19 protein-coding genes and 1 pseudogene are annotated in these 23,066 nt (G+C 64.8%); 18 read left to right on the forward strand and 2 right to left on the reverse strand.

Going from position 1 to position 23,066, the window contains the following annotated elements; genetic code table 11:
- Nucleotides 1-46 precede the first annotated feature (46 nt).
- From C0Z18_RS11325 to metH, 4 genes and pseudogenes are all read left to right on the forward strand, one after another.
- Nucleotides 47-1,246 (forward strand): DUF3108 domain-containing protein, encoded by a 1,200-nt coding sequence (locus tag C0Z18_RS11325; RefSeq protein ID WP_102645680.1) that lies wholly within the window; start codon nt 47-49, stop codon nt 1,244-1,246.
- Nucleotides 1,247-1,523: 277 nt separating this feature from the next.
- Nucleotides 1,524-1,781 (forward strand): BTH_I0359 family protein, encoded by a 258-nt coding sequence (locus C0Z18_RS11330; protein ID WP_102645514.1) that lies wholly within the window; start codon nt 1,524-1,526, stop codon nt 1,779-1,781.
- 176 nt (nt 1,782-1,957) lie between these two features.
- The gene (locus C0Z18_RS11335) at nt 1,958-3,007 is read left to right on the forward strand and encodes a homocysteine S-methyltransferase family protein (RefSeq protein WP_102645515.1); all 1,050 of its coding nucleotides are present in this window, start codon (nt 1,958-1,960) and stop codon (nt 3,005-3,007) included.
- Nucleotides 3,008-3,056: 49 nt separating this feature from the next.
- A pseudogene (gene metH / locus C0Z18_RS11340) lies at nt 3,057-5,780 on the forward strand (methionine synthase); the annotation flags it as partial.
- A gap of 110 nt (nt 5,781-5,890) precedes the next feature.
- Here the strand turns inward: metH and C0Z18_RS11345 are convergent.
- On the reverse strand, nt 5,891-6,217 hold the full coding sequence (locus C0Z18_RS11345; RefSeq protein ID WP_102645517.1) for a DUF1840 domain-containing protein: 327 nt from the start codon (nt 6,215-6,217) through the stop codon (nt 5,891-5,893).
- Nucleotides 6,218-6,492: 275 nt separating this feature from the next.
- Between C0Z18_RS11345 and argS the strand changes: the two genes are divergently transcribed.
- From argS to C0Z18_RS11395, 10 genes are all read left to right on the forward strand, one after another.
- On the forward strand, nt 6,493-8,268 hold the full coding sequence (gene argS / locus C0Z18_RS11350; RefSeq protein ID WP_102645518.1) for an arginine--tRNA ligase: 1,776 nt from the start codon (nt 6,493-6,495) through the stop codon (nt 8,266-8,268).
- Nucleotides 8,269-8,397: 129 nt separating this feature from the next.
- Entirely contained in the window at nt 8,398-9,261 is an 864-nt protein-coding gene (locus C0Z18_RS11355; protein WP_102645519.1) for an SPOR domain-containing protein, read from the forward strand.
- A gap of 156 nt (nt 9,262-9,417) precedes the next feature.
- Nucleotides 9,418-10,065: a thiol:disulfide interchange protein DsbA/DsbL gene (locus C0Z18_RS11360; RefSeq protein WP_102645520.1), complete on the forward strand. Its 648-nt coding sequence runs from the start codon at nt 9,418-9,420 to the stop codon at nt 10,063-10,065.
- Between the two features lie 17 nt (nt 10,066-10,082).
- Complete coding sequence (locus C0Z18_RS11365; protein ID WP_102645681.1) at nt 10,083-10,862, forward strand: SDR family oxidoreductase; 780 nt, start codon at nt 10,083-10,085, stop codon at nt 10,860-10,862.
- 141 nt (nt 10,863-11,003) lie between these two features.
- A complete protein-coding gene (locus C0Z18_RS11370) occupies nt 11,004-12,587 on the forward strand; it encodes an ABC transporter substrate-binding protein (RefSeq protein ID WP_102645521.1) in 1,584 nt (527 codons plus the stop codon).
- Between the two features lie 86 nt (nt 12,588-12,673).
- Nucleotides 12,674-13,528 carry a hypothetical protein gene (locus C0Z18_RS11375; RefSeq protein WP_102645522.1) on the forward strand — a complete coding sequence of 285 codons (855 nt, stop codon included), beginning with the start codon at nt 12,674-12,676 and terminating at the stop codon, nt 13,526-13,528.
- A gap of 106 nt (nt 13,529-13,634) precedes the next feature.
- Complete coding sequence (locus C0Z18_RS11380) at nt 13,635-13,988, forward strand: YciI family protein (protein WP_102645523.1); 354 nt, start codon at nt 13,635-13,637, stop codon at nt 13,986-13,988.
- A 113-nt stretch (nt 13,989-14,101) separates the two neighbouring features.
- Entirely contained in the window at nt 14,102-14,515 is a 414-nt protein-coding gene (locus C0Z18_RS11385; RefSeq protein ID WP_102645524.1) for a YciI family protein, read from the forward strand.
- Between the two features lie 2 nt (nt 14,516-14,517).
- The gene (locus tag C0Z18_RS11390; RefSeq protein WP_102645525.1) at nt 14,518-15,795 is read left to right on the forward strand and encodes an RNA polymerase sigma factor; all 1,278 of its coding nucleotides are present in this window, start codon (nt 14,518-14,520) and stop codon (nt 15,793-15,795) included.
- 142 nt (nt 15,796-15,937) lie between these two features.
- Nucleotides 15,938-17,431, forward strand: coding sequence for a S8 family peptidase (locus C0Z18_RS11395; RefSeq protein ID WP_102645526.1), 1,494 nt, complete (start codon nt 15,938-15,940; stop codon nt 17,429-17,431).
- Nucleotides 17,432-17,443: 12 nt separating this feature from the next.
- Here the strand turns inward: C0Z18_RS11395 and C0Z18_RS11400 are convergent, their stop codons facing one another.
- On the reverse strand, nt 17,444-18,520 hold the full coding sequence (locus C0Z18_RS11400) for an MBL fold metallo-hydrolase (RefSeq protein ID WP_102645682.1): 1,077 nt from the start codon (nt 18,518-18,520) through the stop codon (nt 17,444-17,446).
- A 103-nt stretch (nt 18,521-18,623) separates the two neighbouring features.
- Here C0Z18_RS11400 and C0Z18_RS11405 point away from each other — a divergent pair, with 103 nt between their 5' ends.
- The 4 genes from C0Z18_RS11405 to C0Z18_RS11420 are packed head-to-tail and all read left to right on the forward strand — an operon-like array spanning nt 18,624 to nt 22,997.
- Nucleotides 18,624-19,112, forward strand: a complete 489-nt coding sequence (locus C0Z18_RS11405; protein ID WP_102645527.1) for a MerR family transcriptional regulator — start codon at nt 18,624-18,626, stop codon at nt 19,110-19,112.
- Entirely contained in the window at nt 19,109-20,977 is a 1,869-nt protein-coding gene (gene aceK, locus C0Z18_RS11410) for a bifunctional isocitrate dehydrogenase kinase/phosphatase (RefSeq protein ID WP_102645528.1), read from the forward strand. Before C0Z18_RS11405 ends, aceK begins: the two co-directional genes overlap by 4 nt.
- A gap of 60 nt (nt 20,978-21,037) precedes the next feature.
- Nucleotides 21,038-21,799, forward strand: a complete 762-nt coding sequence (gene can / locus C0Z18_RS11415; protein ID WP_102645529.1) for a carbonate dehydratase — start codon at nt 21,038-21,040, stop codon at nt 21,797-21,799.
- Entirely contained in the window at nt 21,792-22,997 is a 1,206-nt protein-coding gene (locus C0Z18_RS11420; protein ID WP_102645530.1) for an acetyl-CoA C-acetyltransferase, read from the forward strand. Before can ends, C0Z18_RS11420 begins: the two co-directional genes overlap by 8 nt.
- Nucleotides 22,998-23,066 lie beyond the last annotated feature (69 nt).

Consider the following 23,066-nt stretch of genomic DNA (forward strand, 5'->3'; position numbering starts at 1 on the left):
GCCGCTCCGAACCTCGGGCGTTTCGACGATGGCCGAGCCCTTCGCCATGCCAGACTTATCGCACAGCCCCGCCCTCCGTACCGCTTGCCTCTCGCGCAAGGCGCCGCGCCGTGCCTGGCGTTGGAGCGCGTCGCTGGCGGCGGCCCTGGTGCTGCACGGCGCGGCCTTGACGTGGTTCGCCCGGCATCGCGACGCGTTCGCCCCCGATACGCCCAAGCCGCCGGTGCAGGTAGCGCTCTTGACGCCCCAACCAATCGCGCGCGGCCAGGCCTTCGGCCGGCCGGCACCGGCGCGCACGGAACCGGTGCGCGCCCGGCGCAGCGGGCAGGCCGGGCCTGCCCCGGTCCTCCATGCGCTAACCTCGGCGCCCGCCGCGCCCGAGGCCACGAGCGCCGCCGGCACCGCGGCCGGCGGGGCAGCCGCCAGCGCCGCTGCCGCCGCGAGCGCATCCGGCGCCGATTCGGCGCATGCGTCCGCCGCCGCGCCGGCGAGCACACCCCAAGCAGGCCTTCGGTTTTCGGTCCCGCCCTCGGGGAATTTGCACTACAACACGTTTTACAACGGGGTGGAAAACGCGCCAGGCACGATCCGCTGGTCGAGCGACCGCGACGGCTACGAAATGCTCGTGTCGGTGCCGCTGCCGTTCGTCGGCACGTTCACCTACGAAAGCCGTGGCCGCATCGACGCGTTCGGTCTGGCGCCCGAGCGTTATATCGAAAAGCGCGGCCGCCGCCCCGAGCAGGTCACGACGTTCGATCGCGCCGATAAACGCATCGGCTTCACACGCACGAGCGCGACGCTCGCACTGCCGAACGGCGCGCAAGACCGCTTCAGCATGGTGATGCAGCTTGCAAGCCTCGTGCGCGGCGATCCCGATACCTACAAACCTGGCGTCACACGCTCGTTTTACGTCGCCGACGACGATAGCGGGGAGCTTTGGCCGATCGAGACGATCGGCGACGAATCGATTCGGACTGCCGAAGGTTTGCTCGATACACGCCACTTTATGAGATTGCCTAGGCACGACGGCGACCGGCGTCGTATCGATGTGTGGCTTGCCCCTTCGCTAGGCTGGCTACCCGCACGTATCATGCAAACAGAACCGAACGGCTCGCAGATCGAACTGGTGTGGCGTGGTCCCTTGCGCCCCCCGGGCGCGGAAAATGCAACATCCGTGGCAAAGACACCGGATGACTCGTCCGATGCCCCGGCAGCCGAACCCGGGCCGGCGCGCGAACACCCCTAAACCGGCGGCTCGCGCGTGCCGTTATCAAGTGTGTCGAGGCACACGGACGATCCTCGATGTTTTCCCTTGCCGCTCGAACGTTTTGCATGATTGGGGTCTAACTTATAGGTCGACGACGCTTGAGACTTGCGGTTGTGGTCGGGGGGCGAACATTTAGTTGCAATGTTCCAACCCGTTTTAAGCGTCGTTTAAGACCCACCCCTTGAAATTCCATGCAACACGCTCCACGTACTGGGCGGAAAACGGCCAGGAGCCAATCGGAATAAGGAGTGTCGCCATGCAAATGATCTACAACAGCCCCAACTATTGTGTCGTCGAGTTCGCACCGCAATCGGACCACCTGGCGATGAACGCAGGTGGCTACGAAATCGTAGACAAAAACACGCAGCGCGAGATCTTCATCGACGGTGCGATGGCGGCACAGTTTCGAGAGCACGTACGCAAACTGATCGAGGAAGAGCCCACGCTCGACGAAGTAGACGAGTTCCTCGGTCAATTCGACAGCTTGATGACCCAGCCCGTGGTTCTGCACTGACGGTCGACAGGCCGTAAGGCGGCACGACATCCCCATCGAACCCCGTCCGGCTTGCCGGACGGGGTTTTCTTTTGGGCGTTGCCCGCTGCCCCGGTCCGGCGCCCCACCGGCGGGCGTAGCCGCCAGCCGCTACAATGACGCTTTCCCCGATTACGCCACGAACGAGCCCGCTCGCCATGAATCCGTCCGCCACCGCATCCACGCCCTACACGCGAGGCGCCGCGCTGCCCGCGCTGCTCGCCTCGCGCATCCTGATTCTGGACGGCGCGATGGGCACGATGATCCAGCGCTACAAGCTCGACGAAGCGCGCTATCGCGGCGAACGCTTCAAGGACTACGGGCGCGACGTGAAAGGCAACAACGAGCTGCTCTCGCTCACGCAACCGCAGATCATCGCCGAGATCCACGAGCAATATCTGGCGGCCGGCGCGGACATCATCGAAACGAATACGTTCGGCGCCACGACGGTCGCCCAGGCCGACTACGGCATGGAGTCGCTCGCGCGCGAGATGAACCTCGCCTCAGCCAAGCTGGCGCGCGAGGCGTGCGACAAATACTCGACGCCGGACAAGCCGCGCTTCGTCGCGGGCGCGATCGGACCGACGCCGAAAACGGCCAGCATTTCCCCCGACGTCAACGATCCCGGCGCGCGCAACGTCACGTTCGATGAATTGCGCGCGGCCTACTACGAGCAGGCGCAAGCACTGCTCGAGGGCGGCGCGGATCTGTTCCTCGTCGAGACGATCTTCGACACGCTCAATGCGAAGGCCGCGCTCTTCGCGCTGGACGAATTGTTCGAGAACACGGGGCAAGTGCTGCCGGTGATGATTTCGGGCACGGTGACCGACGCCTCGGGCCGCATTTTGTCGGGGCAGACGGTCGAAGCGTTTTGGAATTCGCTGCGTCACGCGAAACCGCTGACGTTCGGGCTCAATTGCGCGCTCGGCGCCGCGTTGATGCGCCCGTACATCGCCGAGCTCGCCAAGATTTGCGACACGTACGTGTCGTGCTATCCCAATGCGGGCTTGCCGAACCCGATGAGCGACACGGGCTTCGACGAAACGCCCGAGGACACGTCGCGCCAGTTGAAGGAATTCGCGCAAGCCGGGCTCGTGAATCTCGCCGGCGGGTGCTGCGGCACGACGCCCGAACACATCGCGGCCATCGCCAAAGCGTTGAGCGGCGTGAAGCCGCGCGCGTGGGCACATTATCGCGACGCGGCTTGAAACGCGCGTTGCCACGCTCTTTGTCCACGCTTACCGCCATCCATCGACGAGAACCATGACCGAACACATGATGCGTCTTGCCGGCCTCGAGCCGTTTAACGTCGCCTCGGGCGCGCTCTTCATCAACGTCGGCGAGCGCACGAACGTGACGGGCTCCAAAGCGTTCGCTCGAATGATCCTGAACGGCCAATTCGACGAGGCGCTCGCGGTTGCGCGGCAGCAAGTCGAAAACGGCGCCCAGATCATCGACATCAACATGGACGAAGCGATGCTCGATTCGAAAGCGGCCATGGTGCGCTTTCTGAATCTGATCGCCTCCGAGCCCGACATCGCCCGCGTGCCGATCATGATCGACTCCTCGAAGTGGGAAGTCATCGAGGCGGGGCTCAAATGCGTGCAAGGCAAGGCCATCGTCAATTCGATCTCGCTGAAGGAAGGCGAAGACGCTTTCCGCCATCATGCAAGGTTGATTCGACGCTACGGCGCCGCCGCCGTGGTCATGGCGTTCGACGAAACGGGCCAAGCCGACACGTTCGAGCGCAAGACCCAGATCTGCCAGCGTTCGTATCGAATACTCGTCGACGAAGTGGGCTTCGAGCCCGAGGACATCATCTTCGATCCGAACATCTTCGCCGTCGCCACGGGCATCGAGGAACACAACAACTACGCCGTCGACTTCATCGAAGCCACGCGCTGGATCAAGCAACATCTGCCGTACGCCAAGGTGAGCGGCGGCGTATCGAACGTCTCGTTCTCGTTCCGCGGCAACGACCCGGTGCGCGAAGCGATCCACACGGTGTTTCTCTACCACGCGATCCAGGCCGGGATGGATATGGGCATCGTGAACGCCGGCCAGCTCGGCGTCTATGCCGACCTCGATCCCGAGCTGCGCGAGCGCGTGGAGGACGTGATCCTCAATCGCCGCGCCGACGCGACCGACCGCCTGCTCGAGATCGCCGACAGGTTCAAGACCGGCGCGGCCAAGAAGGAAGAGAACCTGGAGTGGCGCAACCAGGGCGTCGAGGCGCGCTTGGCTCACGCGCTCGTGCACGGCATCACGAACTTCATCGTCGAAGATACCGAGGAAGCCCGCCAAAAGATCGCCGCGGCCGGGGGACGGCCGATCAACGTGATCGAAGGCCCGCTGATGGACGGCATGAACATCGTCGGCGACTTGTTCGGCCAGGGCAAGATGTTCCTGCCGCAGGTCGTCAAATCGGCGCGCGTCATGAAGCAAGCCGTTGCGCATTTGATTCCGTTCATCGAAGAGGAAAAGCGAAAGGTGGCCGAGGCCGGCGGCGACGTGCGGGCGAAGGGCAAGATCGTCATCGCCACCGTGAAGGGCGACGTGCACGACATCGGCAAGAACATCGTCTCGGTCGTGCTCCAGTGCAACAACTTCGAAGTCGTCAACATGGGCGTCATGGTCCCGTGCAACGAGATCCTCGCCAAAGCGAAGGTGGAAGGCGCGGATATCGTCGGCCTATCGGGCCTCATCACGCCAAGCCTCGAAGAGATGGCCTACGTCGCCTCCGAAATGCAGCGCGACGACTACTTCCGCATCAAGAAGATTCCGCTCTTGATCGGCGGCGCCACCACGTCTCGCGTGCATACGGCCGTCAAGATCGCGCCGAATTACGAGGGGCCCGTCGTCTATGTGCCCGACGCATCGCGCTCGGTCTCGGTGGCGTCGAACCTGCTCTCCGACGAAGGCGCGGCGAAGTATCTCGACGAACTGAAGACCGAATACGACCGCATTCGCCTGCAGCACGCCAATAAGAAGGCGCAGCCGATGGTGACGCTCGCCCAAGCGCGCGCGAACAAGACGAAGATCGATTGGGCCGCTTACCGGCCCGTCAAACCGGCCTTCGTGGGGCGGCGCGTATTCAAGAACTACGACTTGAGCGAGCTGGCCCACTATATCGACTGGGGCCCGTTCTTCCAGACCTGGGATCTTGCCGGCCCGTACCCCGCGATTTTGAATGACGAAATCGTCGGCGAATCGGCGCGCCGCGTGTTCTCCGATGCGAAGTCGATGCTCGCACGGCTGATCGCGGGCCGTTGGCTGACGGCAAACGGCGTGATCGCGCTGCTGCCCGCCAATACCGTCGGCGACGACGATATCGAGATCTACACGGACGAAACGCGCTCGCAAGTCGCGATGACCTGGCACAACCTGCGCCAGCAGAGCGTGCGGCCCGTCGTGGACGGCGTGATGCGCCCGAACCGCTCGCTCGCCGATTTCATCGCGCCGAAAGATTCGGGCGTGGCCGATTACATCGGCATGTTCGCCGTGACGGCGGGCATCGGCGTCGACGCGAAGGAAAAGCAATTCCTGGCCGACCACGACGACTACAGCGCAATCATGCTCAAGGCACTGGCCGATCGCATGGCCGAAGCGTTCGCGGAAGCGATGCACGCGCGCGTACGGCGGGAACTGTGGGGGTATGCGGCCGGCGAGACGCTCGATAACGAAGCGCTCATCGCCGAACGCTATGCCGGTATCCGGCCGGCGCCAGGCTATCCGGCCTGCCCCGATCACCTCGTCAAACGCGATCTGTTCGCCACGCTCAAGGCCGACGAAGTGGGCATGACGGTGACCGAATCGCTGGCCATGCTGCCCGCCGCCAGCGTCTCGGGCTTTTACATCGCGCATCCGGAAAGCCGCTACTTCTCGGTCGGCAAGATCGGTCGCGACCAGGTGGAAGACTTCGCCCGCCGGAACGCAATCGCGCTGAACGACGCCGAGCGCGCATTGGCGCCGTTGCTGTAACCGCTCGAAGGAAAAAGAAAAGCCCGGTTCGCGCGAGCATGCGTGAACCGGGCTTTTTTCCGACTAAATCGGCAACGCTTACCGCGGGGCCGAGGTGCGCGCTTGACGGCTCAAACGCCCCAGAGAACGTCGGCGTTTTCGCGTTGCGCCTCGCGCAGCATGTCGAGAAACGGGAAAGCGCGCTGCGCGAGGCCGATCGGCAACTCGTGCGGCTCGTGCCCTTCTTCCCCTTCGTGGAAGTGCCCTTCGTGCTCGGCAATCTCCCGCTTGTCCGTCACGATCGCCGCCTCGAGCTTCGAAATCGCCTGGGGCAATTCGTCGTGAGTAATCACGCCGCGCGCACCCAACTGCTTGCCGACGATGCCGACGAGATACTGAGCCAGATTTTCGAGCATGACGACATCCGGCGCCGCACGACATTTAAATGTAATCAACATGATGGACCCGTTTCCTTCGTTTTGTTTACCACGCCTGACAGCGTCATGACACCGCTTGCCCCAGGCAGCGCGGCCCGCGCCGAACCGCGCCGGCCGCGCCCTCCCTTGGCGGACGCCTCATTGAGACATATTAGCACCTGCTAAAATCCGGCTAGAGATAAACGCGCGCGTTCGCGCAGCGCGAGCGCGAAGATGGCGAGACCGCCGGTTCGCCCTCCCCGCCAACCCATCGCGTCCGCCCCGCGGACTGCTCAAGCCGACCGTACTGAAACAGCATGCTGCCCGCACACAAACAAAATCTCGAAGCCTTGCTCGCCGCCAGCGTCCAGCAAGTCGTCACCGAATCGAACGGCGTCGCCGCCGTCAAGCCCGCGATCGCGCTCGACCGCCCGAAGGCCGCCGCCCATGGCGACGTCGCCTGCAACGTCGCCATGCAGATCGCCAAGCCGCTGCAAAAGAATCCGCGCGAACTCGCCCAGCGCATCGTCGATGCGCTGCTCGCTCAGCCGGCCGCCAAGGACCTGATCGATGCGGCCGAGATCGCCGGCCCCGGCTTCATCAACCTGCGGCTCACGTCCAAGGCGAAGCAAGCGGTCGTCGGCGCGGTGATCGCCGAGGGCGCCGGCTTCGGACGCTCGACTCACGGCGCCGGCAAGCGCGTGCTCGTCGAATTCGTCTCGGCGAACCCCACCGGTCCGCTGCACTTGGGCCACGGCCGCCAAGCGGCGCTCGGCGACGCACTGGCGAACGTGCTCGCGAGCCAAGGCTACGGCGTTCACCGCGAGTTCTACTACAACGACGCCGGCGTGCAGATCCATACCCTGGCCGTCTCCACGCAGGCGCGCGCGAAGGGCGTAAAGCCCGGCGATGCCGGCTGGCCGGAAGCCGCCTACAACGGCGAGTACATCGCCGACATCGCCCACGATTACATGAACGGCGAGACGGTGGCGGCCAAGGACGGCGAGCCGGTCAAGGGCAAGGGCGACATCGACGATCTCGACGCGATCCGCAAGTTCGCCGTGGCCTATCTGCGCCACGAGCAAGACATGGACTTGCAGGCATTCGGCGTGAAGTTCGACCGCTACTATCTCGAGTCGTCGCTCTACACGGAAGGGCGCGTCGCGCAGACCGTCGATGCGCTCGTGGCCGCGGGCAAGACCTTCGAGCAAGACGGCGCGCTATGGCTGCGCACGACCGAATACGGCGACGACAAAGACCGCGTGATGCGCAAATCCGACGGCACGTACACCTATTTCCTGCCCGATGTCGCTTATCACGTCACCAAGTGGGAGCGCGGCTTCGAAAAGGTCATCAACGTACAAGGCTCGGATCACCACGGCACGATCGCACGCGTGCGCGCGGGCTTGCAGGCGCTCGGCGTCGGCATCCCGAAGGGCTATCCCGACTACGTGCTGCATAAGATGGTCACCGTGATGCGCGACGGCCAAGAGGTGAAAATCTCGAAGCGCGCCGGCAGCTACGTGACCGTGCGCGACTTGATCGAATGGTCGGGCGGCGCGGTGCCGGGACAGGAAGCCGCGCCCGATCTGCTCGACGAGGCGACCATTCAGCGCGGGCGCGATGCCGTGCGCTTCTTCCTCATTTCGCGCAAGGCCGACACCGAGTTCGTGTTCGACGTCGATCTCGCGCTCAAGCAAAACGACGAGAACCCGGTTTATTACGTCCAATACGCGCACGCGCGCATTTGCTCGATTCTCGCCGAATGGAAGACGCGCTACGCGGGCGACGAAGCGAGCCTGCCGCAAACGGACGTCTCGGTGCTCACGAGCGCGCGCGCCATGTCGCTCATGCACAAGCTGGCCGAGTATCCCGACATGCTCACGCATGCGGCGTCGGAACTCGCGCCGCATGCGATCGCGTTCTATCTGCGCGAGCTCGCGAGCGAATTCCACTCGTTCTACAATGCCGAGCGCGTTCTCGTCGATTCCCAAGCGGAACGCGACGCCCGTATCGCGCTGCTCGCGGCGACGCGCCAAGTGCTCGCCAACGGGCTCGCGATCATCGGCGTGTCCTCTCCGGCCAAGATGTAACACATCGCGCGGGTTCGCCGCGCGCCGCCGCGCGCCATCGCTATAATCGGTGGCCGCCCTTCTCGCGGCCTGACGCTAGGCATGCGCCGGGCGCCGCCCTCCGGGCTTCTTTCGCAGGTGATTCAGACAATGGCAAAACCGAGCCGTACCGCGCCACGCAGCACGTCCCCCAAGGGGAAACAGCACGCCGATTCGCAAAGCGGACGTCCGTCGGGACGAAGCGCCGCCCCTCGGGCAGCGAAGCAAAGCGGAAGCACGTTTCTCGGCATCGTGCTGGGGTTGATCGTCGGCCTGGCGATCGCCGTCGTGGTGGCGCTGTACATCACGCGCGCGCCCACGCCTTTCGTGGCCAAGGTGGCCCCCGGCGGCGCCTCCGAGGCCGGAACGATCGAGCAGCAATACGACCCGAACCGCGCGCTGCAAGGCAAGTCGCCCGGGCAGCCCGTGCCGCAGGCCGCTCAGCAAACGCCTCCGCCGAATACGGCCCCCGGCCAATCGTCCGGGCAGCCGGCCACGCCGGCGCAAGCGCCAGGCTTGCTGCAAGAGCCGCAAATCGTCGAAGTGCCGTCCGCGAACGGCGCTTCGAACGCGGCGGCCAATGCAGCCAGCGCGCCCGCGCAACAGCAGCCGGCCCAAGCGAACGGCCAAAACCCGGCACAGCAGAAAAAGCCCGCGCAAACGGCGAACGCGGCGCCCGCGGTCACGCCGAACGCCAATAACGCGGCGCATCCGGCGGCCGGCGCGAACGACGCGAATACGGGCTACTTCCTGCAAGTCGGCGCCTATAAGACGGCGGCCGACGCCGAGCAACAACGCGCGCGCTTGGCATTCCAAGGCTTCGAATCGAAGGTATCGCAACGCGACGCCGGCGGTGTCACGTATTTCCGCGTGCGCATCGGACCGTTCTCGAAATTCGACGAAATGAATGCGACGCGCCAACGCCTGTCCGATGCCGGCATCGACACGGCGGTGATCCGCTTTACCAAGCAGTAACGCACAGGTGGCGACCCGCCGTCTTCCGATGAACCATGCGGGGACGGCGCGAGTCTCATTCGGCAGCGGGTGCCGCGACGCGCATGTGCCGATAAGGCCAGCCGCCACGGTGTCGGCAGCAAGGCGTTCAACGTTCATCGTACCCACGAGCCCACAATGAAAAAACTGATCCGCACGCTTTTGTTTTCCGTCAGCCTGGCCGTCGTCGGCGCGGGCGTCGCGCAAGCTTCTCCGTCCGCCCCCGTCGCGTCGAAGGACTACACGGTCCTGAAAACGCCGCAGCCGGTCGACGTGCCCGCCGGCAAGATCGAAGTCATCGAATTCATGTGGTACGGCTGCCCGCACTGCAACGAGTTCGACCCGTACCTCGAAAAATGGGTGAAGGCACTGCCGCCGGACGTCGTGTTCAAGCGCGTGCCCGTCGCCTTTCGCGACGATTTCATCCCGCATTCGAAGCTCCTTCACGCACTCGACGCGCTGGGCCTCGTGCAACAACTGACGCCGGCCGTCTTTCATGAAATCCATGTCAACAAGAACTATCTGCTGACGCCGGAAGACCAGGCCAAATTCCTGGCTACGAAGGGCGTGGATCCGAAGAAATTCCTGGCCGCGTACAACTCGTTCTCCACCCAGGCCGAGCTGAACCGCGATAAGCAAATGATCCAGGACTACAAGATCGACGGCGTGCCGACGCTGGCCGTGCAGGGCAAGTACGAGACGGGCCCGGCCGCAACCGATAGCCTGACCGGCACGATCCAAGTGCTCGACTATCTCGTGTCGCAAGTGCGCGCGAAGAAGATGTGATGCACGCGGGTGCCGGTATGAACTCTCCGTCCAAAGTCTTCATCACCGGCGCCTCGAGCGGCATCGGTCTTGCCCTTGCCGAGCAATACGCGCGGCAAGGCGCCACGCTCGGGCTCGTGGCTCGCCGCCTCGATGCCCTCGCCGAGTTGGCTCGCCGCTTCCCCCAAGTTTCCATCTCCACCTATTCGGCCGACGTGCGCGATACGCAAGCGCTCGCGCACGCGGCCGCGCAGTTCATCGGCGAACATGGCTTGCCCGATATCGTTATCGCCAACGCCGGCATCAGCAAGGGCGTGGCGACCGGCTACGGCGATCTCGAGACATTCCGCGAAGTCATGGACGTCAATTGCTTCGGCATGGCGGCCACGTTCGAACCGTTCGTCAGGGCGATGACCGAGGCGCGGCGCGGCACGCTCGTCGGCATCGCGAGCGTAGCCGGCGTGCGCGGGTTGCCCGGCTCGGGTGCCTACAGCGCATCGAAGGCGGCCGCACTGACCTATCTCGAATCGCTGCGCGTGGAGATGCGCCCGTTCGGCGTAGCGGTCGTGACGATCGCCCCGGGCTATATCCGCACGCCGATGACGGCCCACAATCCGTATCGCATGCCGTTTCTGATGGACGCCGAGCGCTTTGCGCAGAAAGCCGCCGCGGCCATCGCGAGAAAGACCCGGTTCGCCGTATTGCCTTGGCCGATGGGGATCGTCGCGGTCTTGCTCCGATGCTTGCCGCGCTGGCTATACGACCGCCTTTTCGAAAAAGCACCGAGAAAGCCGCGGGCGGTGGGCGAGGCGCGCTAAGCCGCGATCCTTGGCGGGCCCTCGCAAGCATATCGATATAAACGGAGCGTCGTTGTCGATGCCGCGCGCTTGGGCTAAGCTCATTGGCTCGCTGCCTCGCCGCGCTCGTGCGCGGCTGCACCCGTCCGAAACGGAGACCTCATGCACGTCAAACTGCTCGCCGCCACGCTCGCCGTGTTGCCCGCTCTTGCATTCGCCAAGCCGCTCACCGTGTGTACCGAGGCGAGCCCCGACGGGTTCGACGTCGTGCAATTCAACTCCCTCGTCACCACGAACGCGTCGGCCGACGTCGTTTTCAACACGCTCGTCGATTACGACGAGGCGGCCAAAAAGGTCGTCCCCGCGCTGGCCGAAAAGTGGGACGTCAGCGGCGACGGCCTCGTCTATACGTTCCATCTGCGCCCGAACGTAGCGTTCCAAACGACCGATTACTTCAAGCCATCGCGGCCCTTGAGCGCCGACGACGTCGTCTTCACGTTCGATCGGATGCTCGACGACGCCAATCCCTGGCACAAGGTGGCTGGTCCGAACGGGTTCCCGCACGCGCAGTCGATGGGGCTCGTCAAACTCGTGAAGGCCGTGAAGAAGGTGGACGAGCACACGGTGGAATTCGATCTGAACGAGCCGAACGCGACGTTCGTTCCGATGCTGCCGATGGGCTTCGCATCGATCTATTCGGCGCAATATGCCGATCAACTGCTCAAGGCCGGCAAGCAGACCGATCTGAACGCCAAGCCGATCGGCACGGGACCGTTCGTGCTCAAGAGCTACACGAAAGACGCCGTGATCCGCTACGACGTCAACCCCGCTTACTGGGGGCCCAAGCCGAAGGTCGACCGGCTCATCTACGCGATCACCCCCGACCCCACCGTGCGAGCGCAAAAAGTGAAAGCCGACGAATGTCAGATCGCGCTCTCGCCGAAGCCTGAGGACATCGCCGCCGCGAAGGGCGACAAGTCGCTCGCGATCGTGCAAACGCCGGCCTTCATGACCGCCTTCGTGGCGCTGAACACGAGCAAGAAGCCGCTCGACGACGAACGCGTGCGGCAAGCGATCAATATGGCATTCGATCGTGCCACCTACTTGAAAGTGGTCTTCGACAACACCGCCACGCCAGCCGTGAATCCCTATCCGCCGTCGACCTGGAGCTACGATCAGGCCGTCGACGCCTACCCCTACGATCCGGCCAAGGCGCGCACGCTGCTAGCCCAGGCGGGATACCCGAACGGGTTCTCGACGACGATCTGGGTACGTCCGCAAGGCAGCGTGCTGAATCCGAAGCCGAAAGCCGGCGCGGAATTGCTGCAAGCTGATCTGGCCAAGATCGGCGTGAAAGCCGAGGTCAAGGTCATCGAATGGGGCGAGCTGATCAAGCAAGCCAAGCAAGGGCAACACGATCTGCTGTTCATGGGGTGGGCCGGCGACAACGGCGACCCCGACAACTACCTCACGCCGCTCTTTAGCTGCAACGGCGTGAAGTCGGGCATCAACTTCGCCCGTTTCTGCGATCCCAAGCTCGACAAGCTGATCGCGGACGGACGCGCCACGGCCGATCAATCCGCTCGCACGAAAGACTACGAGGCGGCGCAAAAGGTGATTCACGACCAAGCGCTGTGGATTCCGCTCGGCTACCCGACCGCGAGCGCCATCACGCGCAAATCGGTGGAGGGCTACAAAGTCAGCGCCTTCGGCCGGCAGGACTTCGCAACCGTTTCGGTAAAATGACGCGGCGCCGCGCGGCCATCCGTTGACGCCTGTCACATGGCCGCCTTAACCTAGGCGCCGGATTGACGATTCGGTTAACAGCAGTCATGCGAAATCTCGGCCGCACGGTTACGGCGTTCACAATTTGGGCCGCCATCGCGGCGATCTCCCCAGCCAGCGCGCAAACGCAACTCGACCGGGCCGGGGGAGACTCGATAGCGGGCGATCCCGCGGCGGGCGATCCTATCGTCGGCGGTCCCATCTCCAGCCCCCCGGACGAGGACCAGCGGATGACCGTCGCGCCGCAGGCGGTCGCGCAGGTCACCGTCGCCCCCACCGCTCCGGTGCCCGCGCCGAGCGCGCCCGTCACACCCGTTCGTCAGGGACCGCCGCCCATGGCGGGCGTGCCCGACGCTGTCTATGTCACGAATTTCGTCGCGGTGCCTGTCAACGCCTCCGCCGCCGGACTGCTCGCGCGCCTGCGAGCGGCGCTGCACGCGCACGCGGCCGGACACGACGCGGGACTCGTCGCGCAAGCCGTGGTCCAAAGGCTCAATCACGCCGGCATCGCGGCCCGCTACCTCGCACCCGGCGACCAACCGCCGGTCGTGGGCTGGCTGATCGGCGGCGTCTTTCATTTGCAAGGCGAGACGCAACCCGCCGCTGACGACGGCACGGCCTCGGGCTCCGGCTCTGAGGCGCTCGGCGCCGACGTTTCGGTCACCGTCGCGGACTTGGAGCACGGCGCCGACACGCCGTTTGCGATCATCGGCGTCCCGCCTGCGGCCGCCGCCTCGGGAAGCGAGCGCCCCTGGACCCCTTATGTCGTCCCGGCCAAGCTCTCGTTCGAACGGACCGACCGCAATGCCGCGATCGCCGCTTTGGCTCGGCAGATCGCCGACGCCTTCGTCGGCAATATGACGGCGTTGCGCCAAGCCGACGCCAATGCGATGACGCCCTGACGGAAAAAGACGCTTGCTCGCTTCGTGGCGAGCCCGCGATGGCTGCTCTATGCTTCTTGGCGAGTGTCGCGCCTGTCCCGGCGCGTTCGATCCCTAGGAGTCGTCCATGTCCTACCTGTTGTTGATCGTCGAGCCGATCGGCCAGCGCGCCGAACGCACACCCGACGAAGCTCGCGCCGCCTACGACACGATGGTCCGCTTCGGCGAGGGCTTGAAAGCGCGCGGCTTGCTCGAGGCCGCCCAGTCGCTGGCCTCGACCGAGGAAGCGGTGCGCGTCGAAGTACGCGGCGGCGAGCGCCGCCTCATCGATGGCCCTTTCGCCGAAGCCAAGGAAATGGTCGGCGGTTTTTACTTGCTCAACTGCGATCGAGAAGAAGAGGCACTCGCCATTGCCGCCGAATGTCCGGCCGCCCAATGGTGCACGGTCGAAGTCCGGCGTTTGGCGCCTTGCTACGAATAAGCCCGGCAGGCTCGAATCAACAAATCGCGAGACCGTGTCGATGGCGGCCCTCGTCGTTCGTCGTAGCGTTAGGAGCCGGTAAGCGGCCTCCATCTTCTGCGAGGAGCGAATCGATGCGTTACATGATCATGGTCCGGGCCACCGCCCGCAGCGAGGCCGGCGTCATGCCGGAGCAAGCGTTGATGGCCGCGATGACGACCTATCACGAGGAGTTGGCGAAAGCGGGCGTGCTGCTCGACGCGAATGGGCTCAAGCCCAGTCGCGAAGGCTGGCGCGTGCGCTATTCGGGCGGCACACGCACGATCGTCGACGGCCCGTTCGCCGAAACGAAGGAGTTGATCGCAGGCTACACGCTGATACAGGTGCGCTCGCGCGAGGAGGCGCTCGAGTGGGCCAGGCGCTTTCCGGCGCCGTTCGGAGAGGCGGCCGACGGCGAAATCGAGGTGAGACCGCTGTTCGAGCTCGAGGACTTCGAGCCCGGCGAGGCGATCGACCGTTTTCGCGAACTCGAAGCGAGCCGGCGTTGACCATGAACACGCCCACGCACCGCGCGATCGAAGCGGTCTGGCGCATCGAGGCGGCGCGCGTCGTCGCCCATGCCGCGCGGCTCGTTCGCGACATCGGCGTGGCGGAGGAGCTCGCGCAGGACGCGCTCATCGCGGCCCTCGAACACTGGCCGCGAGACGGCGTACCCGCGAATCCCGGCGCTTGGCTCATGGCAACGGTCAAGCATCGCGCGCTCGACAAACTGCGGCAAGACGCGTTGCATGCGCGCAAGCACGAGGCGATCGGGCGCGATCTGGACGCGCTCGAGGCGCACGTCGTCCCCGATTTCGTCGACTCGATCGATGCGGCGCGCGCCGACGACATCGGCGACGACTTGCTGCGTTTGATTTTCACGGCGTGTCATCCGGTGCTGTCGATGGACGCGCGCGTCGCGCTGACGTTACGGCTGCTCGGCGGCCTGGCCACGCATGAAATCGCGCGCGCGTTTCTGACGCCCGAGCCGACGATCGCACAGCGCATCGTCCGAGCCAAGCGCACCCTGCGCGAGGCACGCGTACCGTTCGAAGTGCCGCATGCCGATGCGCGGGCCGCGCGGATGGCGTCGGTGCTCGAAGTCGTCTACCTCATTTTCAACGAAGGCTACGCGGCCACCGCCGGCGAAGATTGGACGCGGCCCACACTATGCGACGAGGCGCTGCGGCTGGGTCGAGTCCTCGCCGAGCTCATGCGCGACGATAGCGAAGTACAGGGCCTAGTCGCGCTGATGGAGTTGCAGGCTTCGCGACTGCACGCGCGCATCGACGCGAACGGCCACCCGGTGCTGCTGGCCGACCAAGATCGTTCGCGCTGGGATCCGCTCTTGATTCGGCGCGGTCTTGCGGCGCTCGAGCGAGCGCAAGCGCTTGACGGCGCATTGGGCCCCTACGCGTTGCAAGCGGCACTGGCCGCGTGCCATGCCCGGGCGCATCGCGCCGAAGACACCGATTGGGCGCAGATCGTCGCGCTCTACGACGCGCTCGCCCAAATCGCCCCGTCACCCGTCGTGGAGTTGAACCGCTCAGTGGCGGTGGGCATGGCGTACGGGCCGCAAGCGGGTTTCGAGATCGTCGAAGCGCTCGCGGCCAACCCCGCGCTCGCGCGCTATCACTGGCTGCCGAGCGTGCGCGGCGATTTCCTCGCCAAGCTGGGCCGGCGCGACGAAGCACGCGCGGAGTTCGAACGCGCCGCGGCGATGACGCAAAACGCCCGTGAGCGAGCGCTGTTGCTGGCCCGCGCGGATGCGATGCGTGGCGAGCCCTGACCGGGCTATCCGGCTATCGAAGTAGCCGGCATCCGCCGGCTGCGCAGGGTGTGCGAACCCGCCTGGCCCGTTTCAAGCTCGGGAACGATTCGTGCTGAGCAAGCTTTCTATTTGCTTTCACAACGAGCCGATAGGAGCGCTCATGACACCGTGCCGACCCATTGCGAATTGTTTCGTCGCCGCCGCGTTGCTTTCGTTGTGCCCCTCCATGCCCGATGTTCGGGCCGCGGAAACCGATACCCCTACCGGACCGGCATCGAAAGAGCGCGTGACGCAGTTCATCGTTAAGGTCAAAGCATCCGCGACGCCACAAGCGAATCATCCGAACGCCGGGGAGGAAGAAGCGCACGCGGTACTCGCGCGGCGCGCCGTCGAGCGCGTGCTGCATGAAAGCGAGGCACCGCCGGCCGGTCGCACGCGGCGCTCGGCGGAGCGCGTCGTCGGCACCCGGCCGATGTCCGGGGCAGCGCACGTGGTCACGCTCGACAGCCCCGTGCGCGACGATACGGCCAATGAGATCGCGGCGCGGCTGCAAGCTCAACCCGAGATCGAATACGCCGAGCCCGACTATCGCCTTTACCGCCAACTCGCGCCGAGCGATCCGCTCTTCGAGAAGCAATGGGGCTATCGCGGGGCCGTGGGCGCGGCGCGCTTCGACGCGGCATGGGACACGACGACGGGATCGAGCGAAGCGGTGGTCGCGGTGATCGACACCGGTTATCGGCCGCATCCCGATATCATCGCGAACGTTTTACCTGGGTACGACTTCCTGACCGATCCCATGAACGCCAACGACGGCGACGGCAGAGACGCGGACGCCTCGGACCCGGGGGACTGGGTCACAGCGGAGGAATCGTTCGTGTGCGACGGCACCGACCGCCTCACGAGCGACAGTACATGGCACGGCACGCATGTCGCCGGCACGATCGGGGCGGTGGTCAATAACGAGATGGGGGGTGCCGGAGGCGTTTGGCAAACGCGCATCTTACCGGTGCGCGCACTCGGCAAATGCGGGGGACCGGCCAGCGACATCATCGACGCCATGCGTTGGGCAGTGGGGCTGCCGGTTCCCGGCGTACCGGCCAATGCCCATCCGGCGAAGGTCGTCAACATGAGCCTCGGAACGTCACAGCCTTGCGGGCGCGCGATGCAAGCGGCCATCGACGACGTGCTCGCACACGGCGCGACGCTAATCGCGGCAGCGGGCAACGGGGGCATCGAAGTGGGCGAGCCGGCCAGTTGCCGCGGCGCGATCGCCGTCGCCGCGATCGATGCGCGGGGCAATATGCCCGCGTTTAGCAACTCGGGCGAACGCATCGATTTGGGCGCGCCGGGCGTCGATATCCTGTCGACCTCGAATGCGGGGCTCACCGTGCCCGGCGAAGACAGCTATCGAAATCAGAACGGCACGAGCATGGCCGCGCCGCATGTCTCGGCCGCGGTGGCGTTGATGCTCGCCGTGCAGCCCAACCTCTCGTCCGCCGCCATCCGCGAAAAACTGAGGGCGAGCGCCCGCGCTTATCCGGCGGAATCGAACTGCTCGGCTGAACCCGATCGCGCGCGCTGCGGCGTCGGCATGCTCGATGCCGCGGCGGCCGTGGCGGCGGCGCATCGGACCGATGCACCGGCGCCGTAAACGTGCGCGGCCTTAGCTCGCCGGGGTAAAGCGCACGATCGCGTCCGTGCCCACCTCGCGCTCGAGCTCTCCCGCCAGCCATAGCAAGTGCAGGTGGGCGAGCGCCTCCCCCATCGCGAACGTCAGTTGATGGACGTCGAGCGCGCGCTTGAACATCAGCGGCACGATGTCGGCCGCGCTCACCGGACGCTCCGCGCATGCGGCGCGCACTTCCGCGAGACGCGCCTCGTGATGCGCGCGCAATTGCGCGATGCGCGTATGCAATCCGCGGAACGGCCTGCCATGCGAAGGCAGCACGAGCGTGTCGGCGGGCATCTGCTCGTAGCGTCCGAGCGATTCGAGGTAAAGCGCAAGCGGGTTGCCCTCGGGCTCGATGTCGAAAACGGAGACGTTGGTCGAAATGCGCGGCAACACCATATCGCCCGAAATCAACACGCGGCTCGCTTCGCAAAAGAGCGCCGCGTGCTCGGGCGAGTGTCCGTATCCCGTCACGACGCGCCAATCGTTGCCGCCGATCCGAATCACGTCGCCCTCGCGCATGCGCCGGTATTGCGCCGGCATGGAAGGCACGAGCTTCGAGTAGTAATCGCGCCGATTGCGCAGCTTCTCGAGGGCGAGCTCGTCGCTCAAACCATGCCGCGCGAAATGACGCGCGGCCCCTTCGCCGCCGGCGTTCGACCCGTCGCCGGCGGCCATCACGCGCCCGAGCATGTATTCGCCGAGCGTGATCCAAAGGCGCACGTTCCAGCGTTCGCGCGCGCCCCCGTTGCAGATCCAATCGGCCAACCCGAGATGATCGGGATGACAATGCGTCACGATCGTGCGCAGCACCGGTGCAGCATGAAGCACCTCATCGAAAACGCGTTCCCAATTCGCTTTGATCGTCTCGTCCGCAATGCCGCAATCGACCACCGTCCAACCGGCTTGGCCGTCGATCTCGTCGCGCAGCAGCCATAAGTTGATGTGATCGAGCACGAACGGCAACGGCATGCGCACCCAAAAAACGCCGGGCGCAACCTCGCGCACCTGGCCCGGCTCGGGCAAGGCATCGGCGAACGGATAGTCGAGTTGATGTTCCAACGCATTCATCTGGGCAATCTCGGTCCACAGCAACCGGGCATCTGCCCAGTTGCGCTTTGTCAAAGTTGACGATAACGTAAACGTCCGTCGATTCTACCCCGACGCGTCCGCTATGACACAGCACTTCACGATTACCGAACTTGCACGCGAATTCGACGTCACGCCGCGCGCGATCCGCTTCTACGAAGACCAGGGGCTGCTCGCTCCCAGGCGCGAGGGCTCGAGCGGCCTGCGCCGTGTGTATTCGACACGCGACCGTACGCGCCTGAAACTGACGCTGCGCGGCAAGCGGCTCGGCTTCACGTTGTCGGAAATCCGCGATCTGCTCGATCTGTACGAATCGCCGACCGATACCGTGCCGCAGTTGCACGCGTTCCTCGCGACGATCGCCGAGCACCGGCAAGTGCTGGAGCGGCAGTTGGAGGATTTGACGGCCACGCTCGAGGACCTCGCGCAATACGAATCGCAGTGCCGCTCCATGCTGGCCGGGAACGGCGCGGCGTCCGATGCGTCCGATCAAGGCGTGCTGCCGGACGAACGCGAGCACGATGGCGGCGGCGACGGCAACCGAGAGAGCGCTGCCCACTCCGAGCGAACATGAAACACTTTCCCAAACTGCTGTCGTCGCAGATCGGCTTCGATGTCGCTCAATCGATGCTGGATGGCTTCAATCGCCACTACGGCTCGTTCCGCGCCGCGGCCGTGCGCGCGAAGGCGCTGTTCGAAGCGGGCGATTGGCTCGCGCTGCAAAAGCTCGCGCGCGACCGGATCGCCTCGTACGACGATCGCGTCGAGGAATGCGTGCACCTGCTGGAGGACGAATACGACGCCGAAAACATCGACGACGAGATCTGGCAGCAAATCAAGCTGCACTACATCGGCCTGCTGACACAACATTTGCAGCCCGAGTGCGCCGAAACGTTCTTCAATTCGGTGTGCTGCAAGATCCTGCATCGCTCGTATTTCAACAACGATTTCATCTTCGTGCGGCCCGTCATCTCGACGGAATACCTCGAAAACGACGAGCCGGCCGCAAAGCCGACCTATCGCGCGTACTACCCGGGCAAAGACGGTCTTGCCGCGACGCTCGAGCGCATCGTGACGAATTTTCAATTGGAGCGGCCGTTCGAGGACCTATCGCGGGACGTATCGTGCATCATCGATTCGATCCACGAAACGTATGGGGCCTTCTCGGAAGCGGTGAACTTCCAAGTGCACGTGCTCTCGTCGCTGTTTTATCGCAACAAGGCGGCGTACATCGTCGGCCGTATCATCAACGGCGAACTCCTGCTGCCGTTCGCGGTGCCGATCCGCCACGTGAAGCCGGGGCTGCTCGCGCTCGATACCGTGCTGCTCAAACGCGAACAACTGCAAATCATTTTCAGCTTCTCGCATTCGTACTTTCTCGTCGATATGGACGTACCGTCCGCCTACGTCGACTTCCTCGGCACGATCATGCCGGGCAAGCCGAGAGCGGAGATCTACACGTCGGTCGGCTTGCAAAAGCAAGGCAAGAATCTGTTCTATCGCGACTTGCTCAAGCACCTTTCGCATTCGAGCGATCACTTCATCGTCGCGCCGGGTATCAAAGGGCTCGTGATGGTGGTATTCACCTTGCCCTCGTTCCCCTACGTCTTCAAGATCATCAAGGACGCCTTCCCGCCGCCGAAGGAAACCACGCGCCAGAAGATCCAGGAGAAATATCTGCTCGTGAAACGCCACGACCGGCTGGGGCGGATGGCCGATACGCTCGAATATTCGAGCGTGGCGTTGCCGCTCGCGCGCCTGGACGAAGCGCTCCTGCGCGAACTCGAGAAGGAAGCGCCTTCGATGATCGAGTACGAGGGCGATTCCCTGATCATCAAGCACGTCTATATCGAGCGCCGCATGGTGCCGCTCAACCTGTTCCTGCAAAACGGCGACGATGCCGATATCGAGCACGCGATCAAGGAATACGGGGATGCGGTCAAAGAGCTCATGCAGGCGAACATCTTCCCGGGCGACATGCTCTACAAGAATTTCGGCGTCACCCGGCAAGGACGCGTGGTGTTCTACGATTACGACGAGATCGAATACCTGACCGACTGCAACGTGCGTCACGTGCCGCAAGCACGGAACGAGGAAGACGAATTGTCGGCCGAACCGTGGTATGCCGTCGGCCCGAACGATATTTTCCCCGAGACGTATTCCACCTTCTTGCTCGGCGATCCCACGGTGCGTCAGTATTTCATGCGCCATCACGCCGATTTCTTCGATCCGAAGCTCTGGCAAACGCACAAGGACATGCTGCTCAAGGGCGACTTGCCCGACTTCTTTCCCTATGACAAGAGCGTGCGCTTTTGCAATCGCTTCCCGGCTCGGTTTGCCTCTACGCATCAGTGCTGCGCACACGAAGCCGGCGCGGCGCCCGGCACCGAAACGGCGCGCGCGGACGGCGGCGGCTCCGATGCCGCCCGCGCGGCGTAAGCCCCCGCCCGGGCGCTCTTCACAGCCTGCTCTCGGCTCAACCACCGCGACGACACACTCATGAACGATCAGAATCACCCGCTCGCGCAACTCTTCGCGAACAACGAAGCTTGGGTCGAGCGCAAGCTCTCCCAAGACCCGGAATACTTCACGCGCCTTGCCGACCAGCAAGCGCCCGAGTACCTGTGGATCGGCTGCTCCGATTCGCGCGTGCCCGCCAATCAGATCATCGGGCTGCCGCCGGGCGAGGTGTTCGTCCATCGCAACATCGCGAACGTCGTCGTGCACACCGACCTGAACTGCCTGTCGGTGATCCAATTCGCCGTGGACCTGCTCAAGGTCAAGCACATCATGGTGGTGGGCCACTACGGCTGCTCGGGCGTCGGGGCCGCGCTGCACGACCGCCGCGTCGGGTTGGCCGACAACTGGCTGCACCATATTCACGACGTCCGCGCCAAGCACGCCGCGCTGCTCGAGAAGTGGCCGATGGTGGCGCGTCACCGCCGCCTCGTCGAACTGAACACGATCGAGCAAGTCGTCAATGTTTGCCGCACGACGATCGTCAACGACGCCTGGGCGCGCAGCCAGCCGCTGACCGTGCACGGCCTCGCCTACGGCGTGCACGACGGGCGCGTTCGAAATCTCGGCATGACGATTTCGAACGCCGAGGGATTGGACGAGACCTACCAACGCTGTGTCGCCGCGCTTTCGGCCGAGCAGGCCGGCACGGCGAAAAACGACGTGGTTGCCGCCGACGCCGCGGATCTCGCGAACGTCGAGCAGGTAGCCAAGGGTGTGATCAAGGAGATAAAACATGACTGACGCAACGCGCAATACGAAGGACCCCATCGTTATCGTCTCCGCGGCGCGTACGCCGATGGCGGCGTTCCAAGGCGAGTTCGCCTCGCTGACCTCGCCGCAACTCGGTTCGGCGGCGATCGCGGCCGCGCTCGAGCGCTCGGGCCTGAAGGCGGAGCAGATCGAGGAAGCGCTGATGGGCTGCGTGCTGCCGGCGGGCCTGGGCCAAGCACCGGCCCGGCAAGCGGCATTGGGCGCGGGCTTGCCGCTCGCAACGGGCTGCACGACCGTGAACAAGATGTGCGGCTCGGGCATGCGCGCGGCGATGTTCGCGCACGACATGCTCGCGGCCGGCTCGGTGGACGTCATGGTCGCCGGCGGCATGGAAAGCATGACCAACGCCCCCTACCTGCTGCCCAAGGCGCGCGGCGGCATGCGCATGGGACACGGCCAAGTGCTCGATCACATGTTCCTCGACGGCTTGGAGGATGCCTATGAAAAAGGCCGCCTGATGGGCACGTTCGCCGAGGAATGCGCGAGCGCTTACGGTTTCACGCGCGAGGCGCAAGACGCGTTCGCCATCGAATCGCTGGTGCGCGCAAAACGCGCCAACGAGGACGGCTCGTTCGCGTGGGAAATCGCGCCCGTGAAGGTCGCCGGCCGCAAGGGCGACGAAGTAACGATCTCGCGCGACGAGCAACCGTTCAAGGCCAATCTAGAGAAGATCGCGACGCTCAAGCCCGCCTTCAGCAAGACGGGCACGGTCACGGCCGCCAATTCGTCGTCGATCTCCGACGGCGCCGCCGCGCTCGTCATGATGCGCGCCTCGACGGCCGAGCGGCTCGGTCTCTCGCCGCTCGCACGCGTCGTCGGGCATTCGACGTTCGCCCAAGAGCCTTCGAAGTTCACGACGGCACCCGTCGGCGCGATCCGCAAGCTGCTCGAGAAAAACGACTGGCACGCGAACGACGTCGATCTTTACGAAGTCAACGAGGCATTCGCCGTCGTCACGATGGCCGCGATGACCGAGCATGCACTGCCGCACGAGAAGGTGAACGTGAACGGCGGCGCCTGTGCGCTCGGCCATCCCATCGGCGCATCGGGGGCGCGCATTCTCGTCACGCTGATCGGGGCGCTGCGCAAGCGCGGCGGCAAGCGCGGCGTTGCGAGCCTGTGCATCGGCGGCGGCGAAGCGACGGCGATGGGCATCGAAATCGTCTGATCGATGCGCTCGGGGCCGGCTCGCCTATTGGCGCGCCGGCCGGATCGAATGCGCATGCATAGCGAACGG

The sequence above is a fragment of the Trinickia dabaoshanensis genome (genome assembly GCF_002879885.1).
GTDB classification, from domain to species: Bacteria; Pseudomonadota; Gammaproteobacteria; order Burkholderiales; family Burkholderiaceae; genus Trinickia; species Trinickia dabaoshanensis.